Consider the following 21,617-nt stretch of genomic DNA (forward strand, 5'->3'; position numbering starts at 1 on the left):
GTCACCGGTCGCGCGGGCCCGCGGCGTGGAACGGGCCTCCCGCACCGAACACCAGCCGGGCGAACCGCTCCCCCATCCGCAGGTGCGCCTCGGGACACGGGTGCAGCCGGTCGGGCAGCGGCAGCTCGGCCGCGTCGGCGTCCCCGTAGAGCTCACGGCCGTCGAGGTGGGACAGCGCCGGATCCTGCGGGGTGCGGCCGGCCACGACCCGGGCGAGCTCCTCGCGGATCACCGACAGCGTCAGCTTCCCCGCCGCCACCTCGGCCGGGTCGCCGGTCGCGCGGAACCGCAGCCGCCCGTCGACGACCTCCGGCGCGCCCGGGCCCGGGGTGTGCTCGTGGATCGGGCACAGCACCGGGGAAACCACCAGCAGCGGGGTGTCGGGGTGCCCGTCGCGGATCGTGTCGAGGAACCCGTGCACGGCGGGCGCGAACGCCCGTCGGCGCATCAGGTCGGCGTTGACGACATTGATCCCGATCTTGACGCTGATCATGGCGGCGGGGGTGTCGCGCAGCGTGCGGGCGACGAACGGGTCCAGCATCGCGCTGCCGGAGAACCCCAGGTTGACCAGCTCGACCCCGGCGGTGCGGGCGGCGAGCGCGGGCCAGGTGGTGCTGGGCCCCGCGGCGTTGCTGCCCTGGCTGATCGAGCTGCCGTGGTGCAGCCACACCGGGCGCCCACCGGCCGGGACGACGGCGACCGGCGCGTCGGTGCGCAGCGCGACGACCTCGGTGATCTCGTTGTGCGGCAGCCAGATCTCCACGAGCGCGTCGCGGCCGGGCAGGGTGAACCGCACCGGACCGGGTGGGCCGTCGGTGACCGCGACCTCCCCCGTCGCCGGATCGGTCATCAGGAGCTTGCCGCCGGAGGTCGTGGCGCTGCCCGCCGGCCGGCCGTCGACGAGCAGGTCGTAGGCGCCGTCGGGCCGCAGCGGGGCACCGACGAGACCGATCCGGGTGCGCAGGGTCTCCAGCTCGACGGTCCGCGCGGCGGTGCGGAACACGACGCGCACCCCGGACGGCTGGCTCTGCGCGCCGGCCAGCTGCGGGTCGGTGTTGCGGGCGCGGGCGGGGGCGGGCAGCCGCTGCGGGAGCAGGCCCCGTTCGCCGTCGACGGCGTCGAGGACGCCGTGCAGCAGCTCGGGCCCGATCGCGGTGGTGATCACCCCGGCAGCCTGGCACGCGCGCGGCGCCGGTTCACCCGAGAATCGGACGGTGCTGATCGCCGCCGTCGTCCAGACCGTCGCGACCGCGCTGCTGGCCGGGATCGCCTGGACCGTGCAGGTGGTGGTCTACCCGGCGTTCGCGCTGGTCCCGGCCGGGTCGTGGGCCCGCTACCACGCCGCGCACAGCCGGGCGATCACGCTCGTCGTCGGTCCGCCGTGGGTCGCGCAGGGGCTCGCGACGGCGACGCTGCTGGTCCTCGCGCCCGGCGAGCCGCTGGTGTGGGTGGCCGCGGTGGCGGCCGCCACGGGTGTCGCGGTGACGCTGCCCGCGGTGTCGCTGCACGGCCGGCTCGACCCGGCCGCGCACCCGGGGGACCTGCGTCGGCTGCTGCGGGTCAACCTGGTCCGTGCGCTCGTGTGGTCGGCCGGGTCCGTGGTGGGGGTCCTGCTGACGACCGCCTCCGGCGCGTGACCCAGGATGACCGGGTGACTGCGACCGAGGACGAGCGCACGGCGGCCGACGACCGCGCGCACACCGGGGTGGAGCGCGTGCTGGTGATCGCCGCGCACCCCGACGACATCGACTTCTCCTGCAGCGGCACCGTCGCGGTGTGGACCGCGGCCGGGGTCGCGGTGACCTACTGCCTGGTGACCGACGGCGACGCGGGCGGCTTCGACCCGGCCGTGCCGCGCAGCGACATCGCGGGCATCCGCCGGGCCGAGCAGACCGCCGCGGCCGCCGAGGCCGGCGTCACCGACCTGGTGTTCCTCGGCCACCCCGACGGGCGGCTGACCGTCACCCTGGAGCTGCGCCGGGACCTGGCCCGGGTGATCCGGCAGGTCCGGCCGGACCGGGTCGTCGTCCCGCAGCCGGTGCGCGACCTGCGCAGCATGTACGGCAGCCACCCCGACCACACCGCGACCGGCGAGGCGGCCCTGTGCGCGGTCTACCCCGACGCGCGCAACCCCTACGCCTTCCCCGAGCTGGCCGAGGCCGGGTACGAGGCGCACACGGTCGGCGAGGTGTGGGTCATGGGTCCGGCCCCGGCCGACGACCCCGAGGGGGCACGACACGTCGACATCACCGACACGATCGACGTGAAGATCGCGGCGCTGCGCGCGCACGCGAGCCAGACCGCGCACATGACCGGCCTGGAGGACATGATCGGGCAGTGGTCCGGGTCGCTGGCGAAGCGGGCCGGGTTCCCGTCCGGGCGGCTGGTGGAGTCCTTCCACGCGCTCGACACGCGCTGAGACCCCCGGGCCCGGGTGGGCTCAGGCGGCGGCGCGGATGCGGACGTGGGTGCCCGCGTCGTCGCCCCAGACGTGCAGCAGGTCGCAGAGCTGGCGGGCGATCCAGATCCCGCGCCCGTGCGCGCGGCCCGCGTCCGGCGGGGCCAGGCCGGGCAGCGGGTCGGCGAGCCGGCCGCCGTCGTGGACCTCGCAGACGACATCCTGCTCGGGCGTCCACAGCATGAGCCGCGCCGTGTGCGTCCCGTGGTGGACGGCGTTCGTGGCGACCTCGTTCACCGCGACGACGACGTCCTCCGCGCGGCTGTCGGGGAACCCCTGGCCGCGCAGTGCCCCGTCGACGGCGCGGCGCACGTCGCGCAGCTGCGTGGCGTCGAACCGGAACTCCCGTGCGGGGGCGCCGAGCTCGGCGGGCACCGGGGCGCCGACGCCGTCGAGCAGCCGGCGCGGGTCGGCGTCGACGCCGGTCGGGACGGGTCTGCCGCCGTCGAGGACGAACGGGTGCGCGCGCCGCACGACCTCGGCGACGGGCCCGGGCAGGTCGGCCGGGAAGAAGCAGAGCAGCCGCAGCGGCAGGTCGGCCAGGGCGAGCGCCGCGGCCGCCTCGACCTCGCCCCGGTAGGCGCCGCGCGGGTCGTCGAGGTCCGCGGAGTGCTCGACGACGACGGCCACCGGCCCCGCGACGCCGCGGTGGCGGGCGCGCAGGACCCGGGCCAGGCGCGCCGCCTCGGTCTGGCCCGACGGGCCGTCGGGCCCGCAGTCGCGGCGCAGCCGCAGCAGACCGGCGACGGCGTCCGCGCCGAGGGCCTCGGCGACCCGGCCGCGCAGCGCGACCTCGGTGACCGGGCGGAGCAGGGTCGCCACCGACCCGCCCGCGGCGAGGGCGTCGAGCACGGTGTCGGCGAGCCGGTCGGTCAGGTCGTCGTCGCCGCCGTGCCGGCACAGGGCGTGCACCAGCCCGCTCACTCCGCCGCACCCCCGGCGAGGCCCAGCGCGTCGGCGGGGCAGAGGGCGTGCCGCTCGCGGGTGCTCATCTCCAGCTGCGGGGCGAACCCCGCACCGCAGCGTTCGAGCAGCCGGGCCACACCGGGGCGCAGGTTCACCAGCCGCAGCCGCACGCTGACCGGGAGCTCGTCGGCGGCGTGCACGAGGCCGACCGCACCGGCGACGTCGACGAACCGCAGCGCGGACAGGTCCGCGGTCAGCGTGCCCTCGCCGACGTCGCCGCGCACGACCCGGTCGATCAGCCTGGCCAGCACCCGGCGGACCTGGGGCCGGTTGGCGTGGTCGATCTCGCCGGCCAGCCGGACCCGGGCCGGGCCGATCTCGGTGACGCGCAGCAGGCTGTCGTCGTAGAGCGGGGCGGCGGTCAGCTCGGCGGGGTGCAGGCTGCGCATCGTCGCGATGAGCTCGTCGGGGTAGCGCAGGTGGTCGTAGACGCACAGCGCGCGCAGCGGGTGGTCGCGGACGGCGTCGTCGAGCCTGCGGTCGTACTCGTCGAGCACCTGTCCCCCGGGCCGGCGCAACCCGTGGTCCATCTGACCGCTGAAGCGCAGCCCGGCCCAGCCGTCGTCGAGGGCGGAGGTGATGTTCTGCTCCATCACCCCGGTCAGCTCGTCGAGCGGGGCGTGCAGGGCGGCGCGGGTGAAGTCGCCCGGGACGAGCTGGAACTGCCCGGACCGCAGCGGCCCGGTCACGTCGACGCCGTCGTCGGCCAGGCGGGACAGGACCAGCCCGGCGGTGTCGTCGTCGAAGTAGGCGACCCGCTCCCCCGCCGTGAGCCCCTCGGCCAGGAACGCGGCGACGTCCTCGGCGAGCTGCTCGTCGCTGACCGGCACGGTCAGCACGTGCCGGTGGGGATCCCGTACCGGTGCGGTCACACATCACCCCCGTCGTGGCGTCCCCGACGGCCCCCCGACAGGTGTGACGCTGCGTACACGATAAGTGATCACGGGTTCCACGGCGACCCGACGCTGTTGTTCAGGCGCGCCGAGGAGTAGAGTTAGCCGGACCGAACTCCGGTGTTCGGGGCGCACGGTGCGAGCAGGACGCCCGGGCGCCGATCAGGAGGTGGACGCCATGTTCCGAGCCGCTCCGCAGTCGCGGTCGACCGAGGTGCGCACGGTCGTGCTCGCCGGTGTGCTCATGGTGCTGCTGGCCGTCGCCACGATCGTCTCCGTGCCGCTGGCACCCACCGCCGTCACCCTGGTCCTGGCCGCCGCCGCGCTGGCCGTGCGGCCGCTGGTCGTCGCCCACGTGCGCCGCGGCGCCCGGGCCGAGCGGGTCGCCGCACACCGCTGAGGGCACCTACGGTGAGGTCCCGCGACCCGAGGAGCCCCATGACGACCGTCGGCGAGGCCGGCTGGCAGGTGCTGACAGCCCACGGCATCGACACCGTGTTCGGCAACCCCGGCTCGAACGAGCTGCCCTTTCTCGCGGCGATGCCCGACGGGGTGCGCTACGTACTCGGCCTGCACGAGGGTGCCGTTCTGGGCATGGCCGACGGCTACGCCCTGGCCACCGGCGGCCCGGCGCTGGTCAACCTGCACGCGGCGTCCGGGTCGGGCAACGCGATGGGCGCGCTCACCAACGCCGTCTACTCCCACTCCCCGCTCGTGCTGACCGCGGGCCAGCAGGTGCGGTCCACGGTCGGCCAGGAGGTCATGCTGACCAACGTGGACGCGGCCGCGCTGCCACGCCCGCTGGTCAAGTACGCCGCCGAGCCCGCGTCGGCCCAGGACGTACCGCGTGCGCTGTCCCAGGCGGTGCACACCGCGCTGCTGGCCCCCCGGGGGCCGGTCTACCTCTCGGTCCCCTACGACGACTGGTCCCGCGAGGCGGGCCCGGACGCCGCGCACCTGCCGTCCCGGCGTGCGACCGCCGCCGCCGAGCTCGGTGAGGCGGCGCTCTCCGAGCTGGCCGGGGCGCTGGCCGGGGCGGCGAACCCGGTGCTGGTGCTGGGCCCGCAGGTCGACGCGGACCGGGCCAACGACCACGCCGTCGCCCTCGCCGAGCGGCTCGCCTGCCCGGTCTGGATCGCACCGTCGGCGTCGCGGTGCCCGTTCCCGACCCGGCACCCGGCGTTCCGCGGGATCCTCCCGGCCTCGGTGCACGACGTGTCCGACCGGCTGGCCGGGCACGACGTCGTGCTCGTCGCGGGCGCGCCGGTGTTCCGCTACCACCAGTGGGTCCCCGGTGACCTGCTGCCGGCGGGCACCCGGCTGCTGCACCTGACCGCGGACCCGGCCGAGGCCGCACGGGCCCCGATGGGCGAGGCGTGGGTCGGCCCGGTCGGCCCGGCGCTGGCCGCGCTCGCCGGACGGGTGCCCGCCTCCGGGCGGGAGCCGCTGCCGCCCCGGTCCGGGCCGCCCGCACCGCGGGGCGCCGAGGATTACGTGCCGCCGCAGCAGCTGTTCGCGCTGGTCCGCGACGCGGCCCCGGCCGGGACCGTGCACGTCTGCGAGTCCACCTCGACCATCGACGACTTCGTCGCCCAGGCCGATCTCACCGAGCCGGGCAGCTACCTGTTCCCCGCCTCCGGCGGGCTGGGGTTCGGGCTGCCCGCCGCCGTCGGGGCGCAGCTGGCCCACGGCGAGGCGCGCCGGGTGGTCGCACTCGTCGGCGACGGGTCGGCCAACTACGGCATCACCGCGCTGTGGACGGCGGCGCAGTACCGGGTGCCGGTGGTCTTCGTGATCCTGAAGAACGGTACCTACGGTGCGCTGCGCGGCTTCGCGGGGCTGCTGGGCACCGGGGAGACACCGGGCCTGGACGTCCCCGGCCTGGACTTCGTGAAGATCTCCGAGGGCTACGGCGTCCCGGCGGTGTCGGTGTCCGACGCCGCGTCGGCGGCGGCCGCGCTGAAGGACGCGTTCGCCGCCGACGGGCCGCGGCTGGTCGAGGTCGTCACGGCCCCGGGCGTGGCGTAGGCGCCCATCCCGTCGCCGCTCACACCGTGGCCAGCGCGGCGTAGCGGCCCGCGTCGGCGAGCAGCTCGTCGTGGCTGCCGGACTCGACGATCCGGCCGTGGTCGACGACCGCGATCCGGTCGGCGTCGCGCACGGTCGACAGCCGGTGCGCGATGGTGATCGTCGTGCGGCCGTGGGCCAGCGCGTCGAACGCGGCCTGCACGGCCCGCTCGGTGCGGGTGTCCAGCGCGCTGGTGGCCTCGTCGAGGACCAGCACCTTCGGGTCGCGCAGCAGCGTCCGGGCGATGGCGATGCGCTGCTTCTCCCCGCCGGAGAAGCGGTGCCCGCGCGAGCCGACGACGGTGTCGTAGCCGTCCGGCAGGCCGGTGATCAGGTCGTGGACCTGTGCGGCGCGCGCGGCGGCCTCGATCTCGGCGTCGGTGGCGTCCGGACGGGCGTGGCGCAGGTTCTCCCGCACGGTGGCGTGCAGCAGGTAGGTGTCCTGCCCGACGACGCCGACGATCCGGGTGAGGTCGGCGGCGGCCATGTCCCGCAGGTCCACACCGTCGATGGTGACCCGGCCCGCGGTCGGGTCGTGCAGCCGCGCGACCAGCCCCGCCAGGGTGGTCTTGCCGGAGCCGGTCTCGCCGACCAGCGCCAGGGTGGTCCCGGCCGGGACGTCGAGGTCGATGCCGGCGACGGCGGCGGCGTCGCTACCCGGGTAGGCGAAGGTGACGCCCTCGAGGCGCACGTGCCCGCGGACGCGGTCGTGGTCCACCGCGACCGGGTGCTCCGGCTCCACGACGTCGACGGTCAGGTCCAGGTACTCGAAGATCCGGGCGAACAGCGCCAGCGACGCCACGATCTGGACCCCGACACTCAGCAGCCCCATGACCGGCCGGAACAACCCGCCCTGCAGCGCGGTGAACGCGACCAGGGTGCCGATGCTCATCGTCCCGGCCGCGAAGGGCAGGCCGGCGGCGAGGTAGATGACCGCCGGGACGGCGGCGAACACGACCTGGGTGACGGCCATCGTCCAGCGTCCGGCGAGCTGGGAGCGCAGCTCCAGCCCGATCAGGCGCGACGAGGAGTCGGTGAACCGCCGGGTCAGCTCCGGTCCGCTGCCGAGGGTCTTGGACAGGGCGACGCCGTCGACGGACAGGCTCTCCTCGACGGTGACGTTGAGGTCGGCCAGCTCCCGCTGCTGGGCGGCGGTGATCGCGCGGCGGGTGCGGGCGACCCGGCGGGTCAGCAGGATCGCCGGGGGCAGCACGACGAGCGAGACCAGGGTGAGCTGCCAGGACAGTGCGAGCATGGCGACCAGGGTCGCGACGGTGGTGGTCAGGTTGGACGCGACCGAGGTCGCGGTGTTCGTGACCACCGACTGCATGCCGCCGATGTCGTTGGTGATGCGCGACTGCACCTCACCGGTGCGGGTGCGGGTGAAGAAGGCCAGGCTCTGGCGCTGCAGGTGGGCGAAGACGCCGGTGCGCAGCCCGTGCATGACCTCCTGGCCGATGCGGGTGGAGATCCAGGTCTGGGCGACGCCGAGTGCGGCGGTGACCGCGGCGACCGCGACCATCCCGCCGGCGAGCCAGGCGAGCAGGGCGACGTCGCGCTGCGGCAGCGCCACGTCGATGACCTCGCGCAGCAGGAACGGCGAGGCCATCCCGACGATCGACGAGGCGACGATCGTCGCGACGACCACCGAGAGCGGGCCCCGGTGCGGGGCGAACAGGGCGCCGATGCGCCGTAGCGAGACCGCGCGGGCCTGTTCCTTCTCCTCCGGGGAGGAGGTGCGGGTGTCGGGCCGGCCGGGCCGGTTCGGGGGTCGGGGGTCCAAGGACTGCTCCTCACGATGTTGTGGCTACCTCACTATGAGGCAGCAACAGCATCGCTTGCTAGTCTGTTCCCGTGCCGGACCGGGACCAGACCAGGACCTCGCGCAGCGACCTCGTCGACACGTTCTGGTCGGTGGCGCGCTCGCTGCGCCACGCCTCGGCCGAGCGGCTGGCGGGCTGGGGTCTGACGCCGTCGCAGGCCCGGGCGCTCGGCACGCTCGTCCGTCACGGCGAGATGCGCCCGGGCACACTGGCCGGGCACCTGCGCATCACCCCGCGCTCGGCGACCGAGGTCGTCGACGCACTGGCCGGGCTCGGGATGGTCGAGCGGGCCACCGACCCGGCGGACCGGCGGGCGGTGCTGGTGCGGGTCACGGACAAGGGCGCGGCGACGACGCAGGCCGTGCGGGCCGCTCGGGCCGACGGCGCCGAGGCCCTGTTCGCCCGGCTGTCCGATGCCGACCGTCGCGAGCTGACCCGGATCCTCGGCGTCCTGCGCGACGGGACCGACGGGCACCACCCCTGCTGAGCGCCGTGGTCCGCCGCTCCCGGGCGCGGCCCGGTCGCCGGGCTCAGGGCCCGGTGGGGTCCGACCGGCCGTGCCCCGTCGGCGGCCGCGATCCCCGGTCGCGCGCGGCCCGGACCACGGCCCGCACCACCGTCCCGGCCGCCAGGACGACCGTCCCGGTGAGCACCGACACCGGGGGCAGCAGCACCGCCAGCAGCACGCAGCCGAGCAGCCCGGACCCCGACAGCGCCCGTCGCCACGGCCGGTCGCGGTGCAGGGTCAGCGCCGCGGCGTTCGCGACCGCGTAGTACAGCAGCACCGCGAACCCGGACAGGCCGATCGCGGTGACCGGGGCGGCGGTCAGGACCAGCAGCAGCACGACGGCGCCGGTGGCCAGCTCGGCGCGGTGCGGCACCGCGAACCGCGGGTGCACCGCGGCCAGCGCGACCGGCAGCTCCCGGTCGCGCGCCATCGCCAGCACGGTGCGGCCCACCCCGGCGACCAGTGCCAGCAGCACCCCGGCCGAGGCGAGGGCACCCCCGACCCGGACGAGCGGCGCCGTCGGGTCCCCGGCCGCGGTGGCCAGCGGCGCAGCGGAGGCCGCCAGTGCGTCCGGACCGGCGGCCCGCAGCGCCGCGACCGCGACGACGGCGTAGACCACCAGCACCAGGCCGAGCGCGAGCGGGATCGCCCGCGGGATGGTGCGGCCGGGGTCGCGCACCTCCTCCCCGAGGGTGGCGATGCGGGCGTAGCCGGCGAAGGCGAAGAACAGCAGCCCGGCCGCCTGCAGCACCGCGAGCGGACCGGCGCCGGCCCAGCCGTCGAACGGGGAGACGACGGCCGGCCGGGAGAACGCGGCGACGACCACCGCCGCCAGCACGGCGACGGTGCACACGACCAGCAGCCGGGTGACGAGCGCGGTGCGGGTGATGCCGCGCAGGTTGACCGCCACCATCGCGACGACGGCCGCCGCCGCGACCGCGCGGGCGTGTTCCGGCCACGCGTAGGAGCCCAGCGTCAGGGCCATCGCGGCGCACGAGGCGGTCTTGCCGGTGACGAACGCCCACCCGGCGAGGAACCCCCACGTCTCCCCCAGCCTGCGGCGCCCGTACACGTAGGCGCCGCCGGACTCCGGGTACCGGGCGGCGAGCCAGGCCGAGGACATCGCGTTCGCCGTCGCGATCGCCCCGGCCACCAGCAGCGCCGGGAGCAGCGCGGTCCCGGCGATCGCCGCGGCGGGCCCGAACACCGCGAACACCCCCGCACCGAGCATGGAGCCGACACCGAGGACGACGGCGTCACCGGTACCGAGCCGGCGCTGCGGGGTCGTGTGCACGTGCTCACCCTTCCCCGGCGTGCGACCGGCCGGTCGGCGGGGTACCCGGCGGCTCATGGGACAGACCGCGCACGACCGCCCGCTGACGTTCACCATCGGTCGCGAGGAGCTCGTCGTCCGGCAGCGGTACGAGGTGCTCAGCATCGTCAACGACATCCTGGTCGCGCTGTGGTTCGTGGTCGGCAGCGTGCTGTTCTTCCACGAGGCCACCACCTACGCGGGGACCTGGCTGTTCCTCGTCGGCTCGATCGAGCTGATGATCCGCCCGCTGATCCGGCTCGCGCGCCGGGTGCACCTGCGGCGGATCACCGGGGCGCCGCCGGAGGCGGGCCACGACTTCTGACCCGTCCCGCTCAGCCCACCCGCCGGGTGTCCCCGAGCAGACCGGGGAGCACCGCGACCCCGTCGACGACGTCGGTCGGCCCCGCCGCGCGGAGCTCGGCGCGGCCCTGCGCCCCGGTGAGCACCGCGACGACCCGCCCGGCCCGGGCGTTGCGACCGGCCTCGACGTCGAGCACGGTGTCCCCCGCTGTCAGCACCGCCGCCGGGTCGGCGACCCCGGTCAGCACCATCGCGCGCCGGATCATCGCCGGGTCGGGCCGTCCGGCCGCGACCTCCTCGGCACAGACCACGGCGTCGAGCTGCCCGGTGAAGCGCCCGGGGAGCGCGGCCAGCAGCGGGTCGGTGACCTGCCGGTCGAACCCGGTGGTCAGCACCACCGCGATCCCCGCCGCGCGCAGCGCGGCCAGCGCCTCGGGGACCCCGGGCAGCGGACGCGGCGGCGACGCGGCGTAGGCGTCGGCGAGACGGGCGACGAAGGCGTCGTGCAGGCCCTCGACGGCGCGGGCGTCGCGGACGCCGGTGAGCGCGCCGAGGGCCTCGCGCTTGTCGGCCCCCATCCAGCGGCGGATCGCGACGTCGTCGGCCGGATGCCCGGCGCGGGCGACGACGTCGGCGAGGACCCGGTAGACCGCTCCCCCCTCGTCGACGGTGGTCCCGGCGATGTCCAGTACGGCGAGGCGGATCACGTGTCGCTCCCGAGACGGCGGCGGACCAGCGCGGACAGCTGGTCGACCGCGACGATCAGCACCAGAACGACGAGGATGTGGGTGAGCATCTCGTCGAACCGGAACAGCTGGATGGACTGGTTGATGAGGAACCCGATGCCCCCGGCGCCGACCAGGCCCAGCACCAGAGACGAGCGGACGTTGACGTCGAAGCGGTAGAGCAGCAGCCCCACCAGCTGCGGGGTGACCGACGGCAGCAGCGCGTGCACGGCGACCTGCAGGCGTCCGGCGCCCGCGGACCGCAGCGCGGTGGGCGGGCCGGGGTCGGCGTCCTCGACGGTCTCGGCCCAGAGCTTGCCCATCACGCCGATGTTGTGCAGGACCAGCGCGAGCACCCCGGGGAACGGGCCGAGCCCGACCGCGGTGACGAAGACCAGTGCGAACACGACGTCGGGCACGGCACGCAGGAACGACAGCAGGCCGCGGGCGGCCTGGTAGGTGACCGGCCCGGGGGCGGTGCCGCGCGCGGCGGCCAGGGCGAGCACCAGCGCGAACGGGATCGACAGGGTGGTGCCGAGCAGCCCGATCCACAGGGTGACCAGGGCTCCCTGCAGACTCGGCCCCAGGACCGCCCAGGACAGGTCGGGCGGGACCGCCTCGGTGAGGAACTCGGCCATGCCGTCGGCGCCGCCGAGCAGTGTCGCGAACGACATCTCGGTGGTGCGCCAGGCGATGACGTGCACGACGAGCAGCACGACGACGACCGTCGCGGCCACGGCGAGGGTGCGTGGGTCGCGGCGGCGCGGCGGGACGGGGACGCGGCGGACGTCCGGTGCGGTGGTGGTCACGGTGCGGCCTCCAGGGCGGACGCCGGCTCACGGTGGTCGGCGGTGTCGGGATAGAGCGCGCGGACGTCGCCGCCGGGTGGTCCGTCGAGGACGACGTGCCCGGACCGCAGCCCGACGACGCGGTCGGCGTGCCGCGCGGCGAGGTCGGGCTGGTGCAGGACGGCGAGCACGGCGAGGTGCTCGGTGTGGGCGAGCTCGGCGAGCAGGCCGAGCACCTGCTCGGCGGCGGCCGGGTCGAGCGCGGACACCGGCTCGTCGGCGAGCAGGACCCTGGCGCGCTGACACAGTGCGCGGGCGACGGCGACCCGCTGCTGCTGCCCGCCGGACAGCGACCCGGCGCGGTCGTGGGCGCGTTCGGCGAGGCCGACGCGGTCCAGGCAGCCCATCGCCTCCTCCCGCAGCGCCCGCGGGAACAGGGCCGGGACCAGCGAGGACCGCAGCGGGAGCCGTCCCAGAGCGCCGGCGCAGACGTTGTCGAGCACGGTGCGCCGGGTGACGAGGTGGATCCGCTGGAAGACCAGGGCGACGTCGAGTCGTCCGCGCGGCCGGCCGCCGACGAGCACCCGGCCGAGGTGCGGGGTCAGCCCGGCGGCGGCGCGCAGCAGCGTCGACTTGCCCGAGCCGTTGGCGCCGAGGACGGCGAGCAGCTCCCCGGCGTGGACGTCGACGTCGACGCCGTGGAGGACCTCGCGGTCGCCGTAGCGCACCCGGGCGCCGCGGACCGCCAGCAGCGCGCTCACTGGACGTCCTTCTCGGTCAGGCCGAGCGTGCGGGCCAGCTCGAACAGCGGTGCGTAGGTGTCGCGGGTGACCGGGACGAGCTTCCCGGGCGGGGTGACGTCGAGCAGCGCGCCGATCTCCCCCACCGCCTGCGGGTCGAGGTTCAGCAGGGCGTCGGTGACGGCGGCCTTGAAGGCCGGGTCGAGGTTGCCGCGCACGGTCACCGGGTCGTTGGGGATCGGCGCGGAGGTCCAGACCCGGCGGAACCCGGCCGGGTCGAACGTCCCCGACGCGGTGGCCGAGGCCAGCTGCTGGGAGTTGATCTCGGCGGCGTCGACGGTGCCGTTGGTCAGCGCGAGCAGCGCCTCGGGGTGGCCGCCGGCGTAGTCGAGCCGGACGTCGGCGGGGGCGAGCCCGGCGTCGAGCAGTGCCTTGCGTGGGAGGGCGTCACCGGAGGTGGAGCCGACCGAGCCCAGGGCGAGGGTGCGGCCGCGCAGCTGGGCCACCGTGGTGACGTCGGAGTCGCGCGGCACCCAGATCCCGGCGGTGTAGGCGGACAGTTCCCCGGTCGAGGTGCCGAACGAGGCGACCGGCTCGGCCCCGGCGCGCTCGGACGCGAAGACGTAGCCGAGCGGGCCGAAGATCCCGATCTCCAGACGGTCGTTGCGCATGGCGAGGACCTCGGCCGCGTAGTCCTCGGTGACCTGCACCCGGACCGGGCAGCTCAGCCGGCGTTCGAGGGCGTCGCCGAGGATCTCCGCGGCGGGCACGAGCTTCGCCGGGTCCTCGAAGGGTTCGATGCCCATCCGGATCTGCCCGCCGGGGCAGGTGGGCGACCCGGCGACGGCGGGGCCGGACGGGCCGGCGCAGGCGGTGAGGGCGAGGCTCGCGGCCAGTGCGGCGACGGCGAGCAGGCGGGGGCGGCGCATGGGGGTCTCCCGTTTCAGAGGACGCGGTCGAGCACGGCCGGTGCGAGGCCGAACGCGGTGGTCATGCCGATGCCGGAGGTGACCGCGACGGCGGTCGTCGCCGGCGCGACCGGGCGGATCAGGAACTCGCCGGGGGCGTCGGCGTAGACGCCCCGCCAGCGGCGGACGACGTCGACGCCGGTCCCGAGCAGCGCCCGGGTCTCGGCGAGCAGCAGGTCGTCCAGGGTCTCGTCGGTCCAGGGCTCGGGTGTGCGGTCGTAGTGGTGGGTGTCGCCGACGACGAGGTCGCCGCCGGGCAGCTGGGTGAGCATGTGGTTGACGCCCGCGTCGAGCAGCTCCGGCCGCTCGGTGCGCCAGCGCTCGCGCAGCGCGGCGGCGCCCGCGGTGCCCGACAGGGCCGGGTAGCGCAGCATCGAGCTGCCGGTGAGCACGGCCGGCCCGATCGTGAGCGGGGTGCGCGGGCGGACCTGCAGCATCTGCAGGACGCAGCGCCGCAGGCCCGCGTCGTCGGCGAGGCCGGGGACGAGGCGGTCCAGGTCGTGACCGACGCAGAGGAGGACCCGGTGGGCCCGGAACTCCCCGCGCCCGGTGCGGACGACCACCGGGCCGTCGCCGCTCGCGTCCCCGATCCCGCCCGCCGCGGTCTCACCGGACCCGGCGCCGGCCCCGTCGATGCCGTGCACCGGGCAGCCGAAGTGGATCTCGGCACCGGGCCGGCCCGCGAGCCACGCCGCGATCGCCCCGGCCGCCCGGCGCTGCTCGACCCGCAGGTCACGCGGCAGGAACGCCCCGCCGTACAGGCCGTCGCGGGCGACCGGGACCCGGTCGACGACCTGCGCCGGGTCGAGCAGCTCCACGTCGTCACCCCGGATGGCCGCGAGCTCCTCGAGCGCGGCGCGCTCCTCGGCCGACCGGGCGACGACCACGGTGCCGCACTCGGCGACGCCGAACCCGGCCTCGGCACCCAGCCGCAACCAGGCGCCGCGGCCGCGGGTGGCGAACTCCAGCGCGTCGCCGGTCTGGGCGGTGAGGCAGCCGTGGCCGAAGTTGCGCACCGTGGCCCCGACGGCGTGCTCGTCGCGCTCGAGCACGGTCACGTCCAGGCCGCGCTCGACGGCCTCGACGGCGTGGGCGAGGCCGACGACGCCGGCCCCGACGATCAGGAGGTCACTCGTCCGGGTCACGGCGGCGACGGTGCCAGCCGGATGTCCCGGACCGCAATGACTTGTCGATACAAGTCGGAATCCGTTCACCTGCCCGACCGCTGGACGTCGTGCTCAGCGCCCTGGCACTTGTAGAGTCACCAGCCGTGGGGACCCCGTTGCACCGCACACTGGCCGACGAGCTGCGCGCCCGGATCCGCAGCGGCGCGATCGGTGTCGGCGAGGCGCTGCCGTCCGAGGCCGAGCTGTGCCGGGAGTTCTCGGCGTCGCGCGGCCCCGTCCGCCAGGCCCTGGCCGCCCTGCGCGACGAGGGCCTGATCGGCGGCGGGCAGGGCCGGCGCCCGGTGGTGCTCGACGCGGTACCCGCCCAGCCGTTCGAGTCGTTCCTGTCCTTCACCCGGCGTGCGGAGCTGACCGGCCACGTCCCGGGCCAGCGCCTGCACGAGATCGCGCTGCGGCACCCGTCGCCCGCGGTCGCGGCGGCGCTGGGCCTGGAGCCCGAGGACTACGCGGTCCAGTTGATCCGGCTGCGCCTGCTCGACGACCGTCCCGCGATGCTGGAGCGGATGACCTACGTGGAGAAGGTCGGGCGCGCCCTGCTCGACGCCGACCTCAACGCCGGGTCGATCTACGCCCTGCTCACCGGCCAGGGCGTCGACCTGCACGCGGCCCGGCACACCTTCGACGCCGTCGCCGCCGACGAGCTCGACGCGTCCCTGCTCGACGTCGAGGTCGGACACCCTCTGCTCCGCGAACGGCGGCTGACCCGGGACTCCGCCGGGGACGCCCTCGAGTGGTCGGAGGACCGCTACCGCCCGGACGTCGCGACCGTGACGGTGACGAACACCCGCAGCGGGCGGGGTGGGTTCGCGCGGGAGTGAGCGGGTGGGGTGGGGTCGCCCGCGCGTGGGCGGCGACGCGCACCCGCCGGCGACGGCGGTGCGGCCACCCCTGCCGCCACTGTCGCTGCCTCGTCGCTGCCTCTCCGACCCAGAGGTGCCCCTGTTCTGAAGTCGCTTACCGGGTAAGCGAATCGACACATCTCCCCTCCGGAGGCGGGAGGACGACCGCCCTGTCGATTCGGTTCATGCGATGAGCTGTTCCCGCAGACAGACCCCCGGAGTCGGATCCGCCGCAACCACCAGCGGCCGGCATCCTTCGACCGGAGAGGCCCGCACACACCCCGCCGCATGGACCGTCTCCGCAGACGTAGTGCTCCGGACCTCTTCGGGCGGGCGGCGGCGACGGCAGCGACCCGGCCCCACCGGACCGGCCCGCACCCGCGCCCGAGCGGACCCGTACCCGGCCCGGCCGGCGACCGGGAGCGACGTCAGGGACGCACGGCCTGGCGCGGCTCCGCACCCGGCGCACCGGCGGCGGCGAAGGCGTCGTCGAGCGCGTCGAGGGACCACGGGCCACCGGTCAGCTCGGCGAACGGGAACCGCGTGTGCTCCGCGACGAGGAACGCGACCGCGGCGGCGAGGTGGCGGGGGGCGTAGTTGTGCACGCCGACGACCGTGTGCAGCCCGCGGACCAGGCGTTCCGGGTCGAGTCCCACCGCGGGGCCGGGCGAGACCGACCCGGCGAGGACGGCGGTGCCGCCGACGTCGAGCGCATCGAGGCAGGCGCGCACGGCGGCGGGTGCGCCGGACAGCTCCAGCGCGACGTCGAACCCCCGTTCCGGCGGGGTCCCGACCGTGTCCGCTGCGCCGAAGCGGCGCGCCCGGGCGCGACGGTCGGCGTGCGGGTCGGCGACCACGACCTCGGCACCCGCGCAGGAGGCCATCGCCACCGCGGTCACACCGAGCATGCCCGCACCGGTCACCAGCACCCGCGATCCCGGTCCCGGCGAGCCCGCGGCGTCGAGGACCGCGGCGACCGTGGCCGTCGCGCACGAGGCGGGTGCGGCGACCTCGTCGGGCACCGCTGGGGGGACGACGACCGTCGCCGTGCCCGGGACGAGCAGGCAGTGGGTGGCGAACCCGCCGGTCAGCGGACGGGCATCGTCCAGCGGGGCGTGGCCGTACTTGTGCAGGTCGGCGCATTTCTGGGGGATCCCGCGACGGCAGCGGCGGCACTCCCCGCAGGACGCGGCGACCGAGAAGACGATCCGGTCGCCGGTCCGGACCGGTGCACCGTCGACGTGGCGCAGGCCCGGCGCCGTCGCGACGACCCGCCCGACCTGCTCGTGCCCGAGCACCCCCGGCACCGGCGACGAGCGATGGCCGCGGGTCGTGTGCAGGTCCGAACCGCACACCGTCGCCAGGTCGACCGCCACCAGGACCTCCCCCGGCCCCGGCTCGCCGAGCGCGGTCGTGACCAGGCGGAACGGGGCGCCGACACCGTCCCAGCGGGCGTAGCGGGCGGTCGTCACGGGAGCTGCCATGCCCGCGACGGTCGCACCACCTCGCCGGACCGTCCACCACCCTGTATGGACAAGTTGGTGAACGCACGGCGGCGCGGTTCGCCGGCAGCGGGCGGGGGTACGCCGCGCGGGCACCGCACGAACGACCCGGAGGCACCCCGATGTCCGACAGCACGCTCAGCAAGGACCCGACCGCGGACCCGGCGGAGCACGAGGCGTACTTCCCGTCGCCGTACTCGCTGGACGCCTACACCGCGCCGAGGACCGACTTCGACGGTCTCGCCACCGAGCGGAACGCCTGGTCCGGCGGCCGCTGGAAGGTGCTCGTGCTGGCCACCGACGAGCGCTACCTGCGCATGGGCAACGGCACCTTCTTCTCCACCGGCAACCACCCGGTGGAGACCCTGCTCCCCCTGCACCACGTCCTGGAGGCCGGGTTCGGCGTCGAGATCGCGACGCTCACCGGCAACCCGGCGAAGTTCGAGTGGTGGGCCTACCCCGGCGAGGACGAGGCGGTCGGCAGCGCCCGCGACAGGCTGCTCGCGCAGTGGCGGGCCCCGAAGTCGCTGGCCGAGGTCGTCGAGCGCGAGCTGGGCGAGGACTCGGACTACCTCGCGGTGTTCGTCCCCGGCGGGCACGGCGCGCTGTCCGGGCTGCCGTTCTCCACCGACGTCCGGGACACCCTGGAGTGGGCGATGCGCACCGACCGGCTCGTGGTGTCGCTGTGCCACGGGCCCGCCGCGTTCCTCTCGACCCGCATCGGCCGCGGCCGGTCGGTGTTCGAGGGCTACGAGATGTGCGTGTTCCCCGACGCGCTCGACGCCGGCGCCAACATCGACATCGGCTACCTGCCCGGCGAGATGCCCTGGCTGCTCGGCAAGGCCCTCCGGGACGAGGGCGTCCGTGTGGTCAACGACGACATGACCGGCCGCTGCACCACCGACCGCAACGTCATCACCGGCGACAGCCCCCTCGCCGCGAACGAGCTGGGTCGGCTCACCGCGACGGCGCTGCTGGAGCACGCGCGCCGCCGCGGCTGACCACGCGGCTCACCGCGCCGTACCACCGGCCGCGAGCCGCCACACCCGGTCGCGGCTGAACGGCTGGTGGTACGGCCGCACCCCCAGCGCCCGGCGGATCGCGTTCGCGACCGCGGGCGCGACCGGGTTGTAGGGCGCCTCGCTCATCGACTTCGCGCCGTAGGTGCCGAGCGCGTCGTGGGTGCGGGCGTACCGCACCTCGGTGTCCGGGACGTCGGCCATCTGCGGCACCCGGTAGGTGCGGAACACCGGGTTGAGGACCTCCCCGGACTCCCCCACGTACACCTCCTCGTAGAGCGCGCTGCCCAGCCCCATCGCGGCGCCGCCCTCGACCTGCCCGCGCAGCTGCTCGGGGTTCAGGACGGTGCCGGCGTCGACGGCCTGCACCGAGCGCAGCACGCGGACCTCGCCGGTCGCGGTGTCCACCGCGACGCGCACGCCGTGGCAGTTCGCGGTGATCGCCCGCGCGGTGCCGGGCTCCTCCCCCGTGGCCGCCAGCCCCGCGGGCGAGGACGCGGCGGCCAGGACGTCGTCGAGCGTCCACTCGCCGCCGGGCGCCGTGACCCCGGCCGCGTGCAGCTCCCCGCCGCCGGTCACGGTGAGGATCCGCTCCCGCAGCGCGGTCGCCGCGGCGTGCAGTGCCTTGCCCGCCACGGTGGTGCCCGCCGAGGCGAACGCCCCGGTGTCGTAGCCGCAGGCGTCGGTGTCGCCGTGGTGGGCGTCGACGCGGTCCGGGGTCGTGCCGAGCACGGTGGCGACGACCTGACGGTGGGTGGTCGTGGTGCCGTTGCCGAACTCGACGGTGCCGGCGCCGAGCCGGTAGCGCCCGCCGGGCAGCAACGTCACCGTGGTGGTGGCGGCGTGCCCGAACGGGGCCATCGTCGTCATCATGCCCAGGGCGACCCCTTCGCCGACCCGCCACGTCGGGCCGTCGGGGACCGGGTCGCCGGTGCCGTCGGCCAGGGCGTCCCGGACGAGGTCGAGGCACTGGTCCATGCCGTAGCTGGTCCAGTGCAGGTCGTGCTCCGGCTCGCCGTGGTGGGCGACGTGCAGCGGGTCCCCGGCGCGCACCATGTTGCGCCGGCGCAGCTCGAACGGGTCGAGGCCGGTGGCGATCGCGAGCTCGTCCATCGCGGACTCGACGGCGAACATCACCTGGCCCAGGCCGTAGCCGCGGAACGCGCCGCTGGGCACGTTGTGGGTGTAGACGACCTCGGCGTCGAGGTGCTTGACCGGGCAGTTGTAGACGCTGACCGACTCGGCGACGGAGTGGAACAGCACCCCGCGGGAGTGGTTGCCGTAGGCGCCGGTGTCGGACAGGACGTCGAGCTTCATCGCGGTGAGGCGGCCGTCGTCGTCGGCGCCGAGGGTGACCGCGACCCGCATCGGGTGGCGCAGCGCGGTCCTGATGAACTCCTCGGACCGGGTGAACTCGTGGACGACGGTACGCCCGGTCCGCAGCACGGCGAGCCCGACGAGGTCCTCGGCGAACATCTCCTGCTTGCCGCCGAACCCACCACCGACCCGCGCGGTGTGCACCCGGACCCGCTCCGGGTCGAGTCCGAGGACGCGGGCGAGCTCGCCGCGGGTGAGGAACGGGACCTGGGTGCCCGACCGGACGACGAGCCTGCCGTCGTCGTCGAGCGAGCCGATCGCGCCGTGGCACTCCAGCTGGGCGTGGGAGACCCGGCTGGTGCGCCAGGTGCCGGTGACGGTGTGCGCGGAGGCGCGCAGTGCGGCGTCGACGTCGCCGCCGTGCCCGCCGTGCAGGGCGAGCACGACGTTGCGCCCGGCGTCGTCGACGCGGTCGGCAGGCGTCCGGTCCGGGTGCACCGACGGCGCACCGGGCCGCCGCGCCGCCTCCGGGTCGAGCACGGCGGGCAGCACCTCGTAGTCGACGGCGACCAGCGCGCAGGCCGCCTCGGCCTGCGCCGGGGTCTGCGCGACGACGGCGGCGACCCGCTGCCCGACGTGGCGGACGACGTCGTCGAGCATCCGGGTGTCGTCCGGGTCGTCGGTGCGGTGCTCGTGCCGGGCGGTGGAGTAGCGCAGGTCCGGCACGTCGTGGTGGGTCAGCACCAGCGCGACGCCCGGTGCGGCTGCGGCCGCGGTGGTGTCGATCGACCGGATGCGGGCGTGGGCGTGCGGGGAGCCGAGGATCCGCAGGTGCAGGGCCCCGGTGAGGTCGGTGTCGAAGGTGAACGGCTCGCTGCCGGTGACGATGCGCTCCGCGGCCGGGGGCCGCGCCGAGCAGCAGACGGTGCCGGTGGTCCCGCCCGGGGCGCGCGGGGTGCAGCCGCCACGGACGCCGGTCTCGATCGCCTCCCGGATGCTGCGGTAGCCGGTGCAGCGGCACAGGTTGCCCTTCATCCGCCGCGGCAGGTCGTCGAGGTCGTCGGGGGTGAGCGCGGTGGCGGTGACGATCTGGCCGGCCGTGCAGAACCCGCACTGGAACCCGAACTTCTCGACGAACGCGGCCTGGACCGGGTGCAGCTCCCCGTCCGGCCCGGCCAGCCCGGCGACGGTGGTGACCCGCGCGCCGTCGAGGCGCTGGGCGGGGATCAGGCACGAGTGCACGGGCCGGTCGTCGAGCAGGACGGTGCAGGCGCCGCAGTCCCCGGCGTCGCACCCCTTCTTCACCTCGAGGTGCCCGTGCTCGCGCAGGAACGTGCGGGTGCACTGCCCCGGGGCGGGCTCCGCCTCCAGCTCGGTGTCGTTGACGTGCAGTTTCACGACAGCTCCTCCCGGATCTGCTCCAGCAGCACCACGCTGACACCGTGGCGCCAGTCCGCGGAACCGAGCGGGTCGGTGTACCAGCCGTCGACGGCGTCGACGTCGGCGCGCAACCGGTCCGCGTCGGGCACACCGGCCGGGTAGCGCAGGACGGTGGGCGCCTCGGTCGCGGCGGTGATCACGAACGTGGCGGCGCCGCCGTCCGGTGCGGTGTCGACCCGCCCGGTGAGCACGGCGCCGGAGCGGCCGAGCTCGGCGAGTGCGATCCTGCGGAAGGCGGTGCGGGCGCGGAGGGCGGCGCCGGGCAGCTCGACCGCGCGCAGGACCTCGCCGGGGCGCAGCGCGGTGGTGCCGTTGCCGGTGACGAGCGCCGCGACCGGGACGCGGTACTCCTCGCCGTCGGGGGTCCAGACGACGGCGAGCCCGTCGAGCGTCGCGGCGAGCGCGACCATCCCGGCGGCGGCGTAGGCGCGGCACACGTTCCCGCCGACGGTCGCGGTGTGCCAGATCTTCCACGACGCGAGCAGCGCGTGCGCGCACTCGGCGAACAGCGGGGTCCCGGTGCGCTCGCCGTACGTGGCGAGGTCGGCGATCGGGCAGGTCGCGGCGACCGACAGGCCGCCGTCGGGCAGGTCGGAGAGGGGTTCCCAGCCCATCGTGGTGAGGTCGACCAGGCCGGTGACGCCGGGCTGCGGCTCGGAGAACAGCCACGTCCCGCCGGCGAGGATCCGCTCCCCCGGCGCCAGCGCCAGGTCGGCGCGCTCGCGGGCGCGCCGGAACCCGGTGACGGTGTGCAGGTCCATC

At 75.8% G+C, this 21,617-nt stretch carries 21 protein-coding genes; 8 read left to right on the forward strand and 13 right to left on the reverse strand.

The annotated features are described in order from the left end of the window. Window position 1: 1 nt before the first annotated feature. On the reverse strand, window positions 2-1,165 hold the full coding sequence (locus tag KPF22_RS16480) for an SGNH/GDSL hydrolase family protein (RefSeq protein WP_224402595.1): 1,164 nt from the start codon (window positions 1,163-1,165) through the stop codon (window positions 2-4). Between the two features lie 49 nt (window positions 1,166-1,214). Here KPF22_RS16480 and KPF22_RS16485 point away from each other — a divergent pair, with 49 nt between their 5' ends. Together KPF22_RS16485 and KPF22_RS16490 are read left to right on the forward strand one after the other, a co-directional pair. Next, window positions 1,215-1,637, forward strand: coding sequence for a hypothetical protein (locus KPF22_RS16485; protein ID WP_224402596.1), 423 nt, complete (start codon window positions 1,215-1,217; stop codon window positions 1,635-1,637). 14 nt (window positions 1,638-1,651) lie between these two features. Next, a complete protein-coding gene (locus KPF22_RS16490; protein WP_224402597.1) occupies window positions 1,652-2,419 on the forward strand; it encodes a PIG-L deacetylase family protein in 768 nt (255 codons plus the stop codon). Between the two features lie 21 nt (window positions 2,420-2,440). Here KPF22_RS16490 and KPF22_RS16495 read toward each other — a convergent pair whose 3' ends face one another. Together KPF22_RS16495 and KPF22_RS16500 are read right to left on the reverse strand one after the other, a co-directional pair. After that, window positions 2,441-3,382 (reverse strand): ATP-binding protein, encoded by a 942-nt coding sequence (locus KPF22_RS16495; RefSeq protein WP_224402598.1) that lies wholly within the window; start codon window positions 3,380-3,382, stop codon window positions 2,441-2,443. Beyond that, window positions 3,379-4,296, reverse strand: a complete 918-nt coding sequence (locus KPF22_RS16500; protein WP_224402599.1) for an MEDS domain-containing protein — start codon at window positions 4,294-4,296, stop codon at window positions 3,379-3,381. Before KPF22_RS16500 ends, KPF22_RS16495 begins: the two co-directional genes overlap by 4 nt. A 199-nt stretch (window positions 4,297-4,495) precedes the next feature. Between KPF22_RS16500 and KPF22_RS16505 the strand changes: the two genes are divergently transcribed. Continuing rightward, a complete protein-coding gene (locus tag KPF22_RS16505) occupies window positions 4,496-4,717 on the forward strand; it encodes a hypothetical protein (RefSeq protein ID WP_208825571.1) in 222 nt (73 codons plus the stop codon). Window positions 4,718-4,755: 38 nt separating this feature from the next. Beyond that, window positions 4,756-6,345 (forward strand): benzoylformate decarboxylase, encoded by a 1,590-nt coding sequence (mdlC, locus tag KPF22_RS16510; RefSeq protein ID WP_224402600.1) that lies wholly within the window; start codon window positions 4,756-4,758, stop codon window positions 6,343-6,345. A 19-nt stretch (window positions 6,346-6,364) separates the two neighbouring features. Here mdlC and KPF22_RS16515 read toward each other — a convergent pair whose 3' ends face one another. Continuing rightward, window positions 6,365-8,167, reverse strand: a complete 1,803-nt coding sequence (locus KPF22_RS16515) for an ABC transporter ATP-binding protein (protein WP_305080334.1) — start codon at window positions 8,165-8,167, stop codon at window positions 6,365-6,367. A 71-nt stretch (window positions 8,168-8,238) separates the two neighbouring features. On the opposite strand from KPF22_RS16515, the gene KPF22_RS33190 reads away from it, so the two are divergent. Further along, window positions 8,239-8,694 carry a MarR family winged helix-turn-helix transcriptional regulator gene (locus KPF22_RS33190; RefSeq protein ID WP_208825562.1) on the forward strand — a complete coding sequence of 152 codons (456 nt, stop codon included), beginning with the start codon at window positions 8,239-8,241 and terminating at the stop codon, window positions 8,692-8,694. Between the two features lie 43 nt (window positions 8,695-8,737). On the opposite strand, the gene KPF22_RS16525 is transcribed toward KPF22_RS33190, so the two are convergent. Next, a complete protein-coding gene (locus KPF22_RS16525) occupies window positions 8,738-10,009 on the reverse strand; it encodes an APC family permease (RefSeq protein WP_224402601.1) in 1,272 nt (423 codons plus the stop codon). 55 nt (window positions 10,010-10,064) lie between these two features. Between KPF22_RS16525 and KPF22_RS16530 the strand changes: the two genes are divergently transcribed. After that, the gene (locus KPF22_RS16530; RefSeq protein WP_224402602.1) at window positions 10,065-10,352 is read left to right on the forward strand and encodes a YrhK family protein; all 288 of its coding nucleotides are present in this window, start codon (window positions 10,065-10,067) and stop codon (window positions 10,350-10,352) included. A 10-nt stretch (window positions 10,353-10,362) separates the two neighbouring features. Here the strand turns inward: KPF22_RS16530 and KPF22_RS16535 are convergent, their stop codons facing one another. The 5 genes from KPF22_RS16535 to KPF22_RS16555 are packed head-to-tail and all read right to left on the reverse strand — an operon-like array spanning window position 10,363 to window position 14,696. Then, window positions 10,363-11,037, reverse strand: coding sequence for a phosphonatase-like hydrolase (locus KPF22_RS16535; RefSeq protein WP_224402603.1), 675 nt, complete (start codon window positions 11,035-11,037; stop codon window positions 10,363-10,365). Then, window positions 11,034-11,864, reverse strand: coding sequence for a phosphonate ABC transporter, permease protein PhnE (gene phnE / locus KPF22_RS16540; protein ID WP_224402604.1), 831 nt, complete (start codon window positions 11,862-11,864; stop codon window positions 11,034-11,036). The genes KPF22_RS16535 and phnE overlap by 4 nt, the downstream gene beginning before the upstream one ends. Continuing rightward, entirely contained in the window at window positions 11,861-12,604 is a 744-nt protein-coding gene (locus KPF22_RS16545; protein ID WP_224402605.1) for a phosphonate ABC transporter ATP-binding protein, read from the reverse strand. Before KPF22_RS16545 ends, phnE begins: the two co-directional genes overlap by 4 nt. Then, a complete protein-coding gene (locus KPF22_RS16550; protein ID WP_208825547.1) occupies window positions 12,601-13,512 on the reverse strand; it encodes a phosphate/phosphite/phosphonate ABC transporter substrate-binding protein in 912 nt (303 codons plus the stop codon). Before KPF22_RS16550 ends, KPF22_RS16545 begins: the two co-directional genes overlap by 4 nt. A 14-nt stretch (window positions 13,513-13,526) precedes the next feature. Continuing rightward, entirely contained in the window at window positions 13,527-14,696 is a 1,170-nt protein-coding gene (locus KPF22_RS16555; protein ID WP_224402606.1) for a TIGR03364 family FAD-dependent oxidoreductase, read from the reverse strand. Between the two features lie 125 nt (window positions 14,697-14,821). On the opposite strand from KPF22_RS16555, the gene KPF22_RS16560 reads away from it, so the two are divergent. Next, window positions 14,822-15,556: a GntR family transcriptional regulator gene (locus tag KPF22_RS16560; RefSeq protein ID WP_224402607.1), complete on the forward strand. Its 735-nt coding sequence runs from the start codon at window positions 14,822-14,824 to the stop codon at window positions 15,554-15,556. A gap of 449 nt (window positions 15,557-16,005) precedes the next feature. On the opposite strand, the gene KPF22_RS16565 is transcribed toward KPF22_RS16560, so the two are convergent. Then, window positions 16,006-17,061 carry an alcohol dehydrogenase catalytic domain-containing protein gene (locus KPF22_RS16565; RefSeq protein ID WP_208825273.1) on the reverse strand — a complete coding sequence of 352 codons (1,056 nt, stop codon included), beginning with the start codon at window positions 17,059-17,061 and terminating at the stop codon, window positions 16,006-16,008. Between the two features lie 140 nt (window positions 17,062-17,201). On the opposite strand from KPF22_RS16565, the gene hchA reads away from it, so the two are divergent. Continuing rightward, window positions 17,202-18,080: a glyoxalase III HchA gene (gene hchA, locus KPF22_RS16570; RefSeq protein WP_208825271.1), complete on the forward strand. Its 879-nt coding sequence runs from the start codon at window positions 17,202-17,204 to the stop codon at window positions 18,078-18,080. Between the two features lie 9 nt (window positions 18,081-18,089). Here the strand turns inward: hchA and KPF22_RS16575 are convergent, their stop codons facing one another. Further along, window positions 18,090-20,813, reverse strand: coding sequence for a molybdopterin-dependent oxidoreductase (locus KPF22_RS16575; RefSeq protein WP_224402608.1), 2,724 nt, complete (start codon window positions 20,811-20,813; stop codon window positions 18,090-18,092). Continuing rightward, window positions 20,810-21,616, reverse strand: a complete 807-nt coding sequence (locus KPF22_RS16580; protein WP_224402609.1) for an FAD binding domain-containing protein — start codon at window positions 21,614-21,616, stop codon at window positions 20,810-20,812. The genes KPF22_RS16575 and KPF22_RS16580 overlap by 4 nt, the downstream gene beginning before the upstream one ends. Between the last annotated feature and the right edge of the window lies 1 nt (window position 21,617).

This window comes from Pseudonocardia sp. ICBG1034, assembly GCF_020131375.1.
Lineage (GTDB): Bacteria > Actinomycetota > Actinomycetes > Mycobacteriales > Pseudonocardiaceae > Pseudonocardia > Pseudonocardia alni.